This is a genomic window from Novosphingobium olei (genome assembly GCF_012927405.1).
In the GTDB taxonomy this organism is placed as follows: domain Bacteria; phylum Pseudomonadota; class Alphaproteobacteria; order Sphingomonadales; family Sphingomonadaceae; genus Novosphingobium; species Novosphingobium olei.
Genome location: NZ_JABBGM010000002.1, coordinates 100,127 through 114,615 on the forward strand (window position 1 = coordinate 100,127; position 14,489 = coordinate 114,615).

14 protein-coding genes are annotated in these 14,489 nt (G+C 65.7%); 2 read left to right on the forward strand and 12 right to left on the reverse strand.

Annotated elements, in window-relative coordinates; genetic code table 11:
* Window positions 1-297: 297 nt before the first annotated feature.
* Genes HHL27_RS04455 through HHL27_RS04465 form a run of 3 tightly spaced genes read right to left on the reverse strand, consistent with a single transcriptional unit; the run spans window position 298 to window position 4,799 of the window.
* Complete coding sequence (locus tag HHL27_RS04455) at window positions 298-759, reverse strand: GreA/GreB family elongation factor (RefSeq protein ID WP_169492196.1); 462 nt, start codon at window positions 757-759, stop codon at window positions 298-300.
* Complete coding sequence (locus HHL27_RS04460) at window positions 756-2,642, reverse strand: ABC-F family ATP-binding cassette domain-containing protein (RefSeq protein ID WP_169492197.1); 1,887 nt, start codon at window positions 2,640-2,642, stop codon at window positions 756-758. Before HHL27_RS04460 ends, HHL27_RS04455 begins: the two co-directional genes overlap by 4 nt.
* 48 nt (window positions 2,643-2,690) lie before the next feature.
* Window positions 2,691-4,799 carry a TonB-dependent receptor plug domain-containing protein gene (locus tag HHL27_RS04465; protein ID WP_169492198.1) on the reverse strand — a complete coding sequence of 703 codons (2,109 nt, stop codon included), beginning with the start codon at window positions 4,797-4,799 and terminating at the stop codon, window positions 2,691-2,693.
* A gap of 435 nt (window positions 4,800-5,234) precedes the next feature.
* On the opposite strand from HHL27_RS04465, the gene HHL27_RS04470 reads away from it, so the two are divergent.
* Window positions 5,235-6,452 (forward strand): acyltransferase family protein, encoded by a 1,218-nt coding sequence (locus HHL27_RS04470; protein ID WP_169492199.1) that lies wholly within the window; start codon window positions 5,235-5,237, stop codon window positions 6,450-6,452.
* Between the two features lie 55 nt (window positions 6,453-6,507).
* On the opposite strand, the gene HHL27_RS04475 is transcribed toward HHL27_RS04470, so the two are convergent.
* From HHL27_RS04475 to HHL27_RS04510, 8 genes are read right to left on the reverse strand one after another with little or no spacing between them, the layout of a single operon-like run.
* A complete protein-coding gene (locus tag HHL27_RS04475) occupies window positions 6,508-6,771 on the reverse strand; it encodes a hypothetical protein (protein WP_169492200.1) in 264 nt (87 codons plus the stop codon).
* Between the two features lie 20 nt (window positions 6,772-6,791).
* Window positions 6,792-7,235, reverse strand: coding sequence for a chemotaxis protein CheW (locus tag HHL27_RS04480; RefSeq protein WP_169492201.1), 444 nt, complete (start codon window positions 7,233-7,235; stop codon window positions 6,792-6,794).
* A 30-nt stretch (window positions 7,236-7,265) separates the two neighbouring features.
* Window positions 7,266-7,637: a response regulator gene (locus HHL27_RS04485; protein ID WP_169492202.1), complete on the reverse strand. Its 372-nt coding sequence runs from the start codon at window positions 7,635-7,637 to the stop codon at window positions 7,266-7,268.
* 20 nt (window positions 7,638-7,657) lie between these two features.
* Window positions 7,658-8,218 (reverse strand): chemotaxis protein CheD, encoded by a 561-nt coding sequence (locus tag HHL27_RS04490; RefSeq protein WP_169492779.1) that lies wholly within the window; start codon window positions 8,216-8,218, stop codon window positions 7,658-7,660.
* Window positions 8,219-8,222: 4 nt separating this feature from the next.
* Entirely contained in the window at window positions 8,223-9,290 is a 1,068-nt protein-coding gene (gene cheB, locus HHL27_RS04495) for a chemotaxis-specific protein-glutamate methyltransferase CheB (protein WP_169492203.1), read from the reverse strand.
* Complete coding sequence (locus tag HHL27_RS04500) at window positions 9,287-10,156, reverse strand: CheR family methyltransferase (RefSeq protein ID WP_169492204.1); 870 nt, start codon at window positions 10,154-10,156, stop codon at window positions 9,287-9,289. Before HHL27_RS04500 ends, cheB begins: the two co-directional genes overlap by 4 nt.
* A complete protein-coding gene (locus HHL27_RS04505) occupies window positions 10,153-12,405 on the reverse strand; it encodes a chemotaxis protein CheW (protein WP_169492205.1) in 2,253 nt (750 codons plus the stop codon). The genes HHL27_RS04500 and HHL27_RS04505 overlap by 4 nt, the downstream gene beginning before the upstream one ends.
* Window positions 12,402-12,674 carry an STAS domain-containing protein gene (locus HHL27_RS04510; protein WP_169492206.1) on the reverse strand — a complete coding sequence of 91 codons (273 nt, stop codon included), beginning with the start codon at window positions 12,672-12,674 and terminating at the stop codon, window positions 12,402-12,404. Before HHL27_RS04510 ends, HHL27_RS04505 begins: the two co-directional genes overlap by 4 nt.
* Before the next feature lie 242 nt (window positions 12,675-12,916).
* Here HHL27_RS04510 and HHL27_RS04515 point away from each other — a divergent pair, with 242 nt between their 5' ends.
* Window positions 12,917-13,948, forward strand: a complete 1,032-nt coding sequence (locus HHL27_RS04515; protein WP_169492207.1) for a chemotaxis protein CheB — start codon at window positions 12,917-12,919, stop codon at window positions 13,946-13,948.
* Window positions 13,949-14,100: 152 nt separating this feature from the next.
* On the opposite strand, the gene HHL27_RS04520 is transcribed toward HHL27_RS04515, so the two are convergent.
* The gene (locus HHL27_RS04520) at window positions 14,101-14,478 is read right to left on the reverse strand and encodes a flagellar protein FliS (protein ID WP_169492208.1); all 378 of its coding nucleotides are present in this window, start codon (window positions 14,476-14,478) and stop codon (window positions 14,101-14,103) included.
* Window positions 14,479-14,489 lie beyond the last annotated feature (11 nt).

Here is a 14,489-nt window from a genome sequence, read left to right on the forward strand (position 1 = left end):
TTCGCTCTGAGGCTTGGGGGCTGCGCTGTTCCGCAAGGGGAAGGGCAGCCCTTCGACAGGCTCAGGGCGGGCGGGGTTCTGATTGCGGAGCGTTTTAGCCCTATCGATTTGCGAGGTCTGTGGCTCGGCCGTCAGGTTCGTGCGCGAACCTCGGGACGCTCACTCTTTCCGTTTATCCTGAGCCTGTCGAAGGATCGTACTTGAGTTTGCGAGGCCGCGCTGTGCCGTTGAGGGTACGGCGGCCCTTCGACAGGCTCGGGGCGAACGGGGATAGGGGGGCGGACGTGCGCCCGCTTGTCAGATCGGCTCAACCTTCAGGACTTCGATGGCTTCGGCCTTGCCGTTGAAATCGACGCGTTCGCCCGCTTCCGCATCCATCATCGCGCGCGGGAGCGGGGCGGTGAAGGCGACCTTGCCTTCGCCGGCGTCCGCCTCGTCATGGCCGACGATGGCGATGGTGCGCTCCTGCCCGCCCATGCGGAAGGTGACGCGCGTGCCGAAGGCGACGCTTGACCCATCGGCAGGCGCGATGAGCTCGGCGCTGGCGCGGCGGGCCTTCCAGTAGCGCAAGTCCCGCTTGGCGGCCGCGAGCGCGGTCTCGTCGGGGTCGGCGGCGACCAAGGCTTCGAACTGCCCGACGCGGTCTTCGATCAGGGCAAGGCCGGTGGGCGTGACCCAGTTAGGACCGGGCGGGATCGGCACTTCGAACTTGGGTTCGAGATGTTCGTCGTCGCTTTCGCGGCGGAAGGCAACGCTCATGCACCTTGCTCCTGCGCCAGTTCGTAGGCTTCGCTGGCTTCCATCCAAGCGGTTTCGGCGTATTCCAGTTCCGAAGCCTTGCGACCGCGACGTTCCGAGAGCTGGCCCATGGTCAGCTTGGCGAGATCGCCCTTGACGCTGCCGGGCTCGAACATCGCGCGATCGAGCTCGCTGAGTTCGGCCTGGAGCTTGGCCACGCGCGTTTCCGCCTCGGTCACGGTCTTCTTGAGGCCCTTCAACTGTTCGCGCAGCTGGGCATTGGCGCGGCGATCCTGCTTGCCGCTACCGCCCTTGCCGCCGGCGCTGCCTTCGGCCTTCGGCTGGTTGCGGCCCAGCACGAAGTCGATGTAATCCTCCATCGAACCGTTGAATTCGCGCGCGGTGCCTTCGTCGACAAGGACGAGGCGATCGGCGGTGAGTTCGACCATGTGGCGATCGTGGCTGATCAGCAGGACGGCGCCCTTGTACTCGTTGAGCGCCTGGACCAGCGCTTCGCGCGCATCGACGTCGAGGTGGTTGGTCGGCTCGTCCAGGATCAGCATGTGCGGGGCATCGCGCGTGACGAGCGCGAGGGCGAGGCGGGCGCGTTCGCCGCCCGATAGCGTGCCGACCTGCGCCGTGGCGCGCGGGCCGGAAAAGCCGAAGCGGCCCAGTTGCGCGCGCACCGCAGCGGGCGTCTTGCCTGGCATGGCGCGGGTCATGTGTTCGAGCGGGGTGGCATCGCCCGCCAGCTCTTCGACCTGATACTGCGTGAAGTAGCCGATCTGCATCTTGCCGGCCGCGTTCATGGCGCCTTCCATCGGCGCCAGCTGCGCAGCGAGCAGACGCGCGAGCGTGGTCTTGCCGTTGCCGTTGCGACCCAGCAGGGCAAGGCGATCGTCGGGATCGATGCGCAGGTTGAGCCGGCGCAGGATCGGCGTTTCGGCATAGCCGACGGCTGCCAGATCGAGCGTGATCAGCGGCGGGCGCAGTTCTTCCGGGTCCGGGAAATCGAACGACAGCGAGGGATCTTCCATCATCGCCGCGATCGGCTGCATCTTGGCCAGCATCTTGGCGCGCGATTGCGCCTGCTTGGCGGTGGAGGCGCGGGCGCTGTTGCGGGCGATGTAGTCGCGCAACCGTTCGGCCTGCGCTTCCTGTGCGGCGCGCGCGGCGGCGACTTGGGCGGCGCGTTCGGCCCGCTGGCGTTCGAAGCTGTCGTAGCCGCCGGGGTAAAGCGTGACCTTGCCGCCCTGAAGGTGGAGGATGTGGTCGCACACCGAATTGAGCAGGTCGCGCTCGTGGCTGATCACCAGCAGCGTGGCGGGGTAGGACTTGAGGAAGTTTTCGAGCCAGAGCGTCGCTTCGAGATCGAGGTGGTTCGACGGTTCGTCAAGCAGCAGCACGTCGGGCTGGCTGAACAGCAGCGCGGCGAGCGCGACGCGCATCTTCCAGCCACCCGAGAAGCTGTCGAGCGGCTGGCCCTGCATCTCTTCATCGAAGCCGAGGCCGGAGAGAATCCGCGAGGCGCGGGCAGGCGCGGTGTAGGCATCGATCGCGATCAGGCGGTCGTGCACGTCTCCCAGGCGGTTGGGATCGGTGCAGGTTTCCGCTTCTTCGAGCAGCGTGGTGCGCTCCTTGTCGGCGGCGAGCACGGTTTCGAAGGGCGTGGCATCGCCGGCCGGCGCTTCCTGCGCGATGTAGCCCAGGCGGGTGCCGCGCGGCATCTCGATCTCGCCGTCGTCGGGCTCGATCTGGCCGATCAGCGCCTTCATCAGCGTGGACTTGCCCGCGCCGTTGCGACCGATCAGGCCGACCTTGCCCTTGGGCGGAATGGCAGCCGAGGCGCGCGACAGGATTTCGCGCCCGCCAAGGCGCACGGTAAGGGACTGGATCGAAAGCATCGCGCGCCCCTAGCAGGGTGGGGCGAAGGGGGAAAGCGCAGCAGCCCGTCAGAAGCTGCCCTTGATGAGCAGCGTGAACAGCGGTCCGATCAGCTGGTTGCGTGTTTCGGTGAACAGGATCGGCGACTGGTCGCGGCGGCCGGCATAGACCACGCGGTCCCAGCGCCGGCGGGCGTTGAGCAGGTTGTCGGCCGAGGCGCGGACGGTGAGCCCGAACACGTTCTTGTTCTCGACATAGAGCCCGGCGAAGACAGGGCCCTCCCAGTCTCGACCGAATTCGCCGACGCGGTAGCCGAGCGACTGGTGCGAATAGTTGAACGAGCCGCCAATGGCCCAGTTGGTGCCGGGCAGATCGTCGCGCAGTTCGATCTCGGCAAGCCGGTCGGTAATGTTGCTGTAGGTGATGGTGCGCAGCGTGACCGGGTCCGTCAGCCGGGTGTGCTGCAGCAGCAGGTGCACATCGACCCGCGCGCCCTTCCAGCCGAGCGGTTCTAGCTGCAGCGTGGTGTTGCTTTCCAGGATGCGGACGCGGGCCCTGGGCACGTTGCCCACGGATTCGCCGTCGGGGCCCACGGGCACCACGGTGACGTAGTCTTCCACCTGCCGCCCGATGAAGCGCAGCTTGGTCGAGCCCCAGCGGCCGAGGTTCTTGTTGGCCTCAACCTCGAGCGTCCAGTCCTGCTGCGGCACGAGCTCGGCATTGCCGGCGTTGGCGTTGCCGTTGTCGAGAAAGCGGCGGGCTAGGAAATCGTAGAACGAAAGTTGCCCGACGCGGCGGCGGACGCGGACCGACAGGTCAAACGTCGGGTCCGGCTTCCAGGCGAGCGAGAGCGAGCCCTTGGGGCGGAAGAAGCGGCGTTGCAGACCGTCGGCTCCGGTCTGGCGCAAGGTCGACCATTCGGCGCCGCCGACGAACTGCAGCGTGACCGTCTTCGAGACCGGGCGGCTGACCGAAAGGCTGGCATCGTAGCGGTCTTCGGCGACGCCGCCCGTGCCGCCGGGGAAGGGTTCGCGGGTGAAGCTGCCGTCATCGGCGAGCGTGCCGACCGAGGCGACGTTGTCGAGGCGGTTGAACGCGCCTTCGCCCGCGATCTGCCAATCGCCGCCAAACATCTTCCAGCTGTATTCGGCGCGGGCGATGCGTTCACTGGTATCGCCGACCTGGGCATAGAGATCGCCATCGGCGGGACTCTGGTCGGCATAGGAGGTGACGACGGTCTGCAGGTAGGGTTCGTGGCTTTCGCGGTTGAGGCCGATCAGTTTCAGCCGGCCGGGGCCAAGCGCGAAGTCGATATCGCCGCCCATTTCCCAGTTCCACGTATCGTTACGAACCTTGATCAGGCGCAGGCGATCGGGACCGCCCCACGGCGCTTCGGCGGGCAGGCGGGTGCGCTGCGAGCGTTCGTCGTAATGCGACCAGATCTTCTGGATCGAGGCGTTGAGGTTGATGACCGACGAGCCGGGGCCATCGATGACGAAGCGGCCGGCGAGCTTGGGATTGTCTTCGTCGCTGGTCAGTTCGTCGTGCCGGCGTTCGACGATCCTGCCGCCTGCGTCGCGGATCGTGGTCGGGCCGCCGGCGGCGCCGCGGTTGGCGTCGTTGACGAGGCTTATGGTATACTCGACCCAGTCCTGCCGGCCGCTGACCGAGATTTCGCCGTCGTAGAGCCGGGGGTGGGCATAGTGCGGGCGCACTTGCGGCTCCCAGCGGAACTGGCCCGAAAAGCTGTCGGTCCGGGCGATGATGTTGGCGACCTGGCCCGACAGGCCGGGCACCTTGAGCGTGGCCGCATCGACCAGCTCGATGCGTTCGACGGTGCTTGCCGGAATGCGCGAGAGCTGGGTGTAGATGTCATCCGATTTCGACGAGAGGCGCTGGCCGTTGACCAGCACGTTGCCGCTCGCCTGACCAAGGCCGCGCGCCTGTTCGGCTTCGCGGATCGAGAAGCCGGGGACGACGCGCAGCAGGTCGAGCGCGTTGCGGGGTGCGAAGCGCGCGAAGTCAGCGGGGGTAAAGACGGTCCTGCCGGATTCGAGCGCCGGGGTCGGCGCTTCCGTTTCCGGCGCGCTCGTCGATGCATCACCCGCAGCGAAGGCGGGTGTGGCAAGGGCCGAGGAGAACAGCAGCGGCGCGGCCAGATTGCGGAAAGATTGCATTGGCAATCATTGGCTTGCTCGCGGTGGCAGCGGGTGTGGTCATCGACGAGCGACAAACCGTGCCCGACCGGCGGCCGAACGACATGGGGCTAAAATTCCTGAAATATCGAAAGGGCCTTGCTAGTCTGCCGCAGTGCAACAATGGTAGCTCGTCCTTTTGCTGCGGCTCGATGTGCAACCGCCACAGTTGATCCACAGCGGGACGGGAGGCCGTCATTCATGGTGTTCAACCGGTGCTCTGAGCGAGGTAGGCTTCGCAGGCGACCACGTGTGCGTGGCCCAAGCACCAATGGCCATTGTCACGATCCGGCCGAGGCCTCATCCGGCCAGTCTCATCCACTCCATCACGGTGGAGATGGACCCGGTCAGTAGGTCGACCGTGTCAGGATGGCTGTACCGAATGCGCCGCGATTGAAAATGGAAAAGATCCAGATTGTGAACACGCTCGAGACGATCCATGAATCGGCATTGCTTTCGGCGGCGATGTTCGTTGCCTTTTTCGGATTTCTCCTGATTTTTTCCGGAGTCATCCAGAAGATCGACATCTTTCGTCAAAGCACCACCGTATCCAGTGATCGGTATGGCTCGCTGGATGGATTGCGCGGAATTCTCGCGTTTGGTGTGGTCACGCATCATGCACTGACGGCTTATATCTATTTCACGACGGGCGCGTGGGACTGGAGCAGAAATCCGGTTCTCAATCACCTCGGGCAAACCACCGTTGCCATTTTCTTCATGATCACCGGCTTTCTGTTCACCGAGAAATGTACGGCCAGATCATTGAATTGGCGCTCGCTTTACATCTCGCGCATCGCGCGTCTGGCGCCGCTGTACAGCATTGTCGTCGTGATCGTGTTCGCCGCGGTGCTCGCCTTGTCGGACTTTACGCTGAGAGTGCCGCCGGCCGAGTTGCTGAAGCAGTTTGTCCAATGGCTGGCCTTTGTCTGCCTTGGCCGACCCGACATCAACGGCATGGCGATGAGCTGGACCCTGATTGCCGGTGTCAACTGGTCGCTGAAGTTCGAATGGGCGTTCTACCTGTTCGGCGTGCCGCTGCTGTTTGCCGTGTCGCGTGTGCTGAGCCGGGGATCAATGTTCGTCGGCTCGCTCGGCCTGCTCGCAGCTGCGATCGTCTTGGTGGGCATCCGCGGCGAGCTTGATGGGACGCCGCTGTACATGCTGCACTTCCTGTGCGGGATCACCTCTGCCTTCATTTACGAGAATAAGCTGGGAAGAGCGGTGATATCCTCGCGGATGTTTCATCTCGTGGCGGCCTCGTCCGCGATCCTGCTCGGATTTGTGCCCAACTCACACAACGCCCTTGCCCTGGTGGTGGCGCTGTTGATCTTTCTGGCTTCGATCGGGGGCCTGTCGATCTTTGGCATTCTGAAGCGCCCGAGTGCGGTGTGGCTGGGCGATATCAGCTATGGCGTCTACCTGATCCACGGACTGATACTCTACGGGACGTTGTACGCGTTGAAACAGCATGGCCTGTTGTCGTACTTCGGATCGCCTTTGTTTATCGGCATCCTGCCAACGATCGGAGCCGTGGTGACGATCTTGGCTTCGCTTTCGTACGTTTACATCGAAAAGCCGATGATCGCTTTGGGCCGTAGCCTGGCAAAGAGGAAAACAGTCGGGGCGCAACCATGAGGCGCGCATGCGACGACGCCCGCATAGCGGGCCGTCGCTGATCCTGAGGCCCGCGTCAGTGGGCGGTGCCGAGCATCCGCATGCGTTCGCGCAGGACGTCGATGGCGATCTTTTCGATCTGCTCCATCGGACAGTCGGCATCGAGCAGCGCCGCAAGCGAGCGTTGCTTCTGGGCGATCAGGTCGATGCCCTGGAGCGAATCCATATGCCGCATGGCGATGTCCATGTCGGTGCACAGCCTCGCGCCGAGCGCTTCGACTTCCTGCGCGAGTTCTTCCAGCACCACCGCGATCTGACGGTGGGTGGCCTGATTGGCCATCGGCTTTTCCTTCCGTTCCGTCAGGCGGCTTCCGCAAGCTGGGCGCCGTCGCTCAGCGCCTGGAGATTGAGCACCATCACCATCTTGTCCTCGATCGCGGCAAGGCCTTCGAGGAACGGCACCACCGTGTCGTGGCCGGCGGTGGGCGGGGGCGGCTGCATCGCTTCGTCGGGCACGGTGACGATGTCGCTCACCGAATCCACGATCCAGCCGCCCACTTGCGCACCCAGCTGAGTAACGATGATCGCGTGGCGCGGGGTCGGCTCGGTTGCCGACCAGCCGAGACGCGCGGCCAGATCCACGACCGGCAGCACGGTGCCGCGCAGGTTGACGACGCCCGCCACATAGTGCGGCACACGTGGCAGCCGCGTCGTCGGCGTCCATGCGCGAATCTCGCGGATCGACATGATGTCGAGCCCGAAGACCTGGCCTTCGACTTCGAATGTGATGAGTTCGCGGATCATGGCGCGGGCCTCCTGCAACGGGTGGATGGGTCAGTGAGCGACGCGGCGGACCGCGGCGACGAGCTTCTGGGGATCGAACGGCTTAACGATCCAGCCGGTGGCGCCGGCTGCGCGGGCGCGGGCCTTCTTTTCCTCGCTGCTTTCGGTGGTCAGTACGAGGATCGGACGGTCGCGGTGGCGGCTGCCTTCGCGCAGCTTCTCGATCAGGCCGAAGCCATCGAGACGCGGCATGTTGATGTCGGTGATGACCACGTCGACTTCGTTCAATGCGAGCCAGTCGAGGGCGGCGACGCCGTCCTCGGCTTGGGCCACGTCGAACCCCTGGGTGGTCAGGGCATGGTTGAGCAGCGCGCGCATGGACGGGCTGTCGTCTACGGTCAGGATGCGGGTGGTGTTGCTCATTTCTCGGGCTCGCTTCAGGCTCAGAAGAGTTCGACGTCGCCGGTGGACTTGTCCGGACGGCCGGTGGGTTGGACGGGCGGTGCGAGGCGATCCTCGACCGTGCGGCAGCGCACCTGGCCGGAGGCCGGGCGGAAGTCGACGCGGCGGGCACAAGTGCCGCCAAGGTCCTCGCGGACCAGCTCGATGCCTTCCCTCTGCAGGAAGGCTCGGGCGAATTCGGCATTGGCGGTGCCAATGCGCATCATGTTGCGGTTGACGTTGGCGCCGCCGTAGAGGTGCGCCTTGAGCCGCCCCTTGCGCGCGCCCTTGCCGAGCATCGTGTTGACCAGAAGCTCCATCAGGTAGACGCCGTAATGTTCGTCCACCGTAGTGTTGCCGCATCCGGCCGGCGGTTCGGACAGAAGGAAATGGTTCATCCCGCCGACCCGCGCTTCCGGATCGAACAGGCAGGTGGCGACGCAGGAGCCGAGCACGGTCGAATACTCGGTCGAGGGATCGCTGGTGGCGACAGCCTGGCCCTGCATCACGGTGACCCGCTCAACCGGGCGTGCCGCTGCGCCGGCGATGGGGCGTTCCATCATCATGTCAGGCAGCCTTGCTCAGCGCGTGGCGCGCGATGTGGCCGATGGGGGCGACAACACCCGCCGCGCCGAGCGAAATCGCGGCGCGCGGCATGCCGAACACGGTGCAAGTCGCTTCATCCTGCGCGATGGTGTGCGCGCCTTTCTGCGACATTGCGAGGAGGCCGCGCGCGCCGTCGCTGCCCATGCCGGTCAGGAGGATGCCCACGGCCTGCGGACCGACCAGTTCCGCAACCGAACCGAACAGGACATCGACGCTGGGCAGGTGGCCGGATACCGGCTCGCCCTTGCGAAGCTTGGTCGTCAGCAGGGCGTTGGCGCCGCCCAGCAGAAGGTGCCGGTCATCGCCCGGGGCGATGTAGACGTGGCCGTCCTTGAGCGGCATGTCGGGTTCGGCGACGACGATCTTGGGCGGGCAGGACCCATCGAGCGTGCGCGCCACGGCGGGCGCGAAGCGGGCGTTGATGTGCTGGACCACCAGCGTGGGCGGGCAGTTTTCGGGGAATGCTCCGAGAAGGGTTTGCAGCGCTTCCACACCCCCCGTCGACGAGCCGATTGCGATGACACGTGGCCGTTCGCGCAGGGAGCCGCGAGCTTCGGTCGTGATACGCTGGACTGACTGGCGCTGCGCCGCGGCTGCCGCCGGCGTGGCCGATGCGGCAGGACGCGCATGGAAGGTAACCTTCGATGCCTCGCGGATCATCTGCGCAAGCTTGCCGTTGTCGTCCATCGGCAGGCCGGTGCTGTTGTCGCTCTTGGCGTAGCAATCGACCGCGCCCAGCGCGAGCGCACGGGCGGTGGTTTCAGCACCCTTCTGCGTCGCACCCGAGACGATGATCACTGGCGTCGGGCGCAGTTGCATGATCTTTTCGAGGAAATCGAGGCCGTTCATCCCCGGCATCTCGACGTCGAGGGTGACCACATCGGGGTCCAACTCGCGGATCACCTGGCGACCTTCGGCGGCATTGGCCGCAGCGGCAACCACTTCGATGTCCGGCTCCTTGGCGAGGCGGCTCATCAGGATTGCGCGCATGGTGGGCGAATCGTCGACGATGATGACGCGGATGGTCATGCCGCATTCCTCCGGTAAATCGTGGGGCCCATGGGCGACAGCTCGGAGAGCGCCGGGCCGGTGACCCGCTCGCTGTGTCCGATGTAAAGCCAGCCGCCCTGCACCAGCATTTGCGCGAAGCGGGCGACGAGCCGTTCCTTTGTGGGATTGTCGAAATAGATCATCACGTTGCGACAGAAGATCACGTCGAAACGTCCTTGCATCGGCCAATCGCCGAGCAGGTTGAGCGTGCGAAACCGGGCAAGGCCGCGCACTTCGGGCGCAATCTTGGCGTCCTCGCCGCTGACCGAGGTCCACGCGCGGCGGAGCGGCTCGGGCACGGGCTTGAGATCTTCGGCGCGGTACGTCCCGCCTTCGGCTTTGGCGATGGCGTGGGTGGCGATGTCGCTGGCAAGCAGGCGAACGTCGCGCCGGGCGATTGCCTGACCAGCGGTGCGGTCGGGGCCGAGCAGCGTCATCAGCAGCGACCATGTCTCTTCGCCGCTGGAGCAGCCCGCCGACCACAGGCGCACCTTGTCGCCGCGTTCGAGACGCGACAAGAGGTGCGGGCGGACGTCCTGCTCGAAATGTTCGAAGTGATGCGCCTCGCGATAGAAGAACGTGTGGTTGGTGGTGAGCGCGCAGATCGCCTTGCTGCGCTCGGCCGCATCCTCGCGCAGGCGAATGACGTAGGCCCCGAAGGTCTGGCAGCCCGAGGCGCGGACCAGCGGTGCCAGCCGCGAATAGACCAGCATCGCCTTGCCCTGCGGCAGGACGATCCCCGCTTCACGGTGCGCAAGATCGCTCACCGCCTTGAAATCAGCGGGGCCGTAGACGTCCGGGCTGATGCCCGGCAGCGTCTCGGAGAAGGTCGCGGTCAGGTTCACGCGGCCTCCGCCAGCGACTGGCCGGACAGCGAGCGCGAGACGAGGCCATCGACATCGACGATGAGTGCGACGCGGCCATCGCCGAGGATGGTCGCGCCGGCGACGCCTTCGACCGAGCGGTAATGCGTGTCGAGGCTCTTGATCACGACCTGGCGCTGGTCGCAGATCGCGTCGACGAGCAGCGCGGCGCGCCCGGCGCGTTCGGTTTCGACCACGATCAGCACGCCTTCGTCGGCCTTTTCGACCGCGCCCCGCGCGCCGACCGCAAGGTGCAGCGGCACGACCGGGATGAAGCGCCCGCGCACGTTGATCATTGCGCGCGCCGCGCCGAGGCCCTGAACTTCCTTGGGATCGGGGCGAAGGCTTTCGACGACGTTGGCGAGCGGCACGACCAGGGTCTGGTCACCGACGTTGACGATCATGCCGTCGGAGATGGCGAGCGTCAGCGGTAGCGTGAGAGTGAAGGTGGTGCCGCGCCCTTCTTCGGATTCGATAGTAATGCGGCCGCCCAGATCCTTCACGTTCTGGCGCACCACGTCCATGCCGACGCCGCGACCGGAAATGTTGGAAATTTGCTGCGCGGTGGAGAAGCCCGGCGCGAAGATCAACGCGTCGATCTCCTCCTTCGACAGCTGCACGTCGGGCGCGACGAGGCCCTTTTCGATCGCCTTGGCCAGTACGCGTTCGCGGTTGATGCCGCGGCCATCGTCCCCGATGCGGATGAGGATGCGGCCCGAACGGTGCTCAGCCGACAAGGTCAGCGTGCCGTCGGCCGACTTACCGGCCGCGATGCGGTCTTCCGCGCATTCGATGCCGTGGTCGACCGCGTTGCGGATGAGGTGGGTGAGCGGTTCGCCGAGGCGCTCGATCACGGTCTTGTCGAGCTCGGTGCTTTCGCCCGAGACTTCGAGCCGGACGTGCTTGCCGGTGCTGGCGGTCAGTTCGCGCAGAATGCGTGGCACGCGGCTGAACACCGAGCCGATCGGCTGGGCGCGGATCGCCATGGCCGATTCCTGAATGTCGCGCGTCAGGCCTTCGAGCACGGCGAGTTCTTCGGTGACGGCAAGGCCATCGCCGGCAAGGCGCTGGGCCATCATCGCCTGCGCGATGACCAACTCGCCCACGGCGTCGATCAGCTTGTCGAGCTTGCCGAGTTCAATGCGGATCGACTGGCCTGGAGCCGGCGGAGCGGGAACGCTTGCCTGCTGGGCGGCGCTCGGCGAGGGCGCCGGATCGGTGACCGAAGCGGTAACCGGCGCGGGGGATGCAGCCTGCGGGGCAGGTGCCGCTGCCGCCGCCGGGGCGGCCGCCGTTGCCGGTGCAGGCGCGGCAGGGGCCGGTGCTGGCGCAGCAGCGCGCGGCGCGGGCAGCTGGACGGCCGGCATTGGCGCGCTTTCGCCCACCGCGATGCCGCATTCATCGCCGACGAAATCGAAGATTTCGCGTACCGAATCCTCGGTCGCTTCGGGCGGGAAACCGAACGTCCAGCCGAGGTAGCCAGTGCCGATGTCGAGCGTATCGAGCGGGGGAATCGCGTCGATGTCGCATTCGATGCAGGCGCCACCCAGGGCGATCATCTCGCGCAGCATGAGCAGCGGTTCGCTGCCGTTGCGCATCGATCCCGCGTGCGGCCGGACCTTAAACAGCCAGACGGCGGGTTCGGCAGACCCGCCCTGATCGGCCGGCACTTCCCCGGACGTTTCTCCGCCCGATGCGGAACCCCCAACGGCGCCGGTAATGTCGTCGAGCATGGCATCGAAATCGAAGCCGAAATCATCGTCCGCGCTTGCCGATGCGCCCGCTTCCGCTTCCGGCGCGGCTTCCGGTTCGACGTCGGCACCGTGCGTGGCGGGTGCATCCGCGCTGCCGGCGTTGGCGGCCATGGCGGCCGTGAGTTCGGCCTGGAGGGCCGCATCGTCGGGCGTATCGCCTTGCCCGCGGGCAGCGCTGACATGATCGCTCAGCGTATCGAGCGCGCGCAGCAGCAGGTCCACGAGCGGCGCGGTGATCGCGACGGTGCCGTCACGAACGTCTGACAGCAGTGTCTCGAACGTGTGGGTGAAACCCTGCAGCGCGATGTAACCGAAAGCGCCGGCGCCGCCCTTGATCGAGTGGACGCCGCGAAACACGGCGTTAACGGTGTCGGCGTCCTGTGTGCCGGCTTTGCAGGCCGCGAGACCCTGTTCGGCAGCGGCGAGCGATTCTTCGCATTCGGCGAAGAAGATGGCCTGAATTTCTTCGGCGTTCACAGCGCGCCTCCGCGCAGATCGCCATCGAACAGTTCCGCATCAAGCCCCAGCTGACGGGCGGTGTCGCGCAAGCTGGCGGAAGGATCGATCATGGCGCCTTCACCGGTGTGCCGCGCGCTGACCAGGACCTGGAGCATGGCCAGGCCGATCTGCGTGCATTCGCGCGCATCTATGTGGAGCGGCCCGGAGCCGAGCGCGGCGACCATCTCGGGCAGCAGCGCTTCGGCTGCGGCGCGGTCGCACCTCGACGGGAGGGTGATCGTCGGCATTGGTTCGGGTTCCCCCTTTGCGAGACCTCAACCGCGAACGCTTCCGACGATTCGGCTGGCGTGGAGCGGCACTTCGAAGCAGCGGACTAGCGCCCAAGCGGCAAAGGTCGGATTGCCCGCCGCTTAGGGTGAGATACCTATCAGGCGGGATGGAATTTGCTGGGCGGTTGAGCGCTATCAGCAGGACATGGGCGTCGCTCCAGACGTCCTTGAACTGATTTGAAAGCAAGGGCTTGTAACCAATGCACGATGCACGCGTCCTGGTGGTCGATGATTCCGCGGCGATGCGCGCCCTGTTCTCCGATATTCTCGATCAGGCGAAGAACGTCAGCGTCGTTGGCGCTGCCCGCAGCGCCGACGATGCGCGTGAACAGATCGAGGAACTGAAGCCCAACGTCATCACGCTCGATGTCGAAATGCCGGGCATGAGCGGGATCGAGTTCCTTGAAGAGATCATGGAGAAGAACCCGCTTCCGGTTGTCATGCTGTCCTCGCTGACGCAGGCCGGCACCGAAACGTCGCTCAAGGCCTTTGAGCTGGGCGCGGTCGAGTGCTTCCCCAAGCCGCTGAAGGCGACGCCCGAACAGTTCGCCAAAACGGTCGGCAAGCTCGGCAAAATCGTGCTGGCTGCGGCCAACTCGAACGTGAAGGACCGCAAGGCTGGGCAGCGCCAGCATGTCGATGCTGGTGCGACCTTCGAATGGAACGGCCGCATCGTGGCGTTCAGCGCCTCGATGGGAGGCATCGACGCGCTGACCACGATCCTTTCGGGCTTTCCGCAGAACTGCCCGCCGACCGTGGTGTGCCTGCAGGCAGAGCCGATGCTGGTCGAAACCTTCATCAAGCGGCTCGACACCGACCTCAAGTGCAACGTCAAGGCTGCACGCGATGGCGCAGCGCTGACGCAGGGCACGATCCATATCGCCGCCGATCCACAGAGCCACGTGGTGGTCGAAGCCGGTCAGCCACCCAAGGTGCGACTGCTGCAGCGCGACCCGGTCGAAGGTGCGCGGCCGAGTGCGAACCTGCTTTACGGCTCGATCGCGCGCGCCGCGATCATGTCGGTTGGCGCGGTGTTGACCGGAATGGGCGCGGACGGCGCCAAGGGACTGAAGCTGCTGCGTGATTCCGGGATGGAGACCTTCGTCCAGGATCGCAAGACGGCACTCGTTGCCGAAACGCCGGACGCCGTGATCGCGCTGGATGCCGCTTCGCGCGAAGTCCCGCTCGACGATATCGGTGCCGCAATCCTCTCCAGTTGCAATCAGAGTTGAGGGAGCCCTGAAGGTCGCAGGAATACCCCGGACGACGCGTTTCTATCCCCCCTTCTTGGACGCGTCGTCTTATTGGTCCGGAACCGCTCGTCGTGCGGTTCCGGACCTTTTTGTGCGCGGGATTCAGATGTGTGGAGAAACCGGGGCTGGCGTCAGCCGGCGCTGCCCAGCATGGCGGCGCGGATCTCGATGAAATCGGCGCGGATCGCCTGAAGCGTTGCAGCGTCGAAACGCACCGCGCTGTCGAGCACGCTCTTGCGCGCGGTCTGGTACATGTGGATCAGCGCAGGGCCAGTCGGGTTTTCGGGATCCACGCCCAGCTGCAGTGCAGTAAGCGCCGCGGTGGCGCGGGTGAGCGCAGCGCTCTTGGCGGCATTGTCGCCATGGGCTTCGGCATAGATCGCCCGGCCGATCGAGCCGGTAAGCTGTTCGAGGCACAGGTCGACCAGCTGCAACGACGTCGCGCCCTTGACCCGTGCATCGAAATCGACGCGGCGATAGGCTTCGCAAGGGTCGCGGTGGAGCAGCATCGTTCCCTCTC

Coding starts and splice junctions, on each gene's coding strand:
- HHL27_RS04455 (WP_169492196.1), bottom strand. CDS start 759: ATGAGCGTTGCCTTCCGCCGCGAAAGCGACGACGAACATCTCGAACCC.
- HHL27_RS04460 (WP_169492197.1), bottom strand. CDS start 2,642: ATGCTTTCGATCCAGTCCCTTACCGTGCGCCTTGGCGGGCGCGAAATC.
- HHL27_RS04465 (WP_169492198.1), bottom strand. CDS start 4,799: ATGCAATCTTTCCGCAATCTGGCCGCGCCGCTGCTGTTCTCCTCGGCC.
- HHL27_RS04475 (WP_169492200.1), bottom strand. CDS start 6,771: ATGGCCAATCAGGCCACCCACCGTCAGATCGCGGTGGTGCTGGAAGAA.
- HHL27_RS04480 (WP_169492201.1), bottom strand. CDS start 7,235: ATGATCCGCGAACTCATCACATTCGAAGTCGAAGGCCAGGTCTTCGGG.
- HHL27_RS04485 (WP_169492202.1), bottom strand. CDS start 7,637: ATGAGCAACACCACCCGCATCCTGACCGTAGACGACAGCCCGTCCATG.
- HHL27_RS04490 (WP_169492779.1), bottom strand. CDS start 8,218: ATGATGGAACGCCCCATCGCCGGCGCAGCGGCACGCCCGGTTGAGCGG.
- cheB (WP_169492203.1), bottom strand. CDS start 9,290: ATGACCATCCGCGTCATCATCGTCGACGATTCGCCCACCATGCGCGCA.
- HHL27_RS04510 (WP_169492206.1), bottom strand. CDS start 12,674: ATGCCGACGATCACCCTCCCGTCGAGGTGCGACCGCGCCGCAGCCGAA.
- HHL27_RS04515 (WP_169492207.1), top strand. CDS start 12,917: ATGCACGATGCACGCGTCCTGGTGGTCGATGATTCCGCGGCGATGCGC.
- HHL27_RS04520 (WP_169492208.1), bottom strand. CDS start 14,478: ATGCTGCTCCACCGCGACCCTTGCGAAGCCTATCGCCGCGTCGATTTC.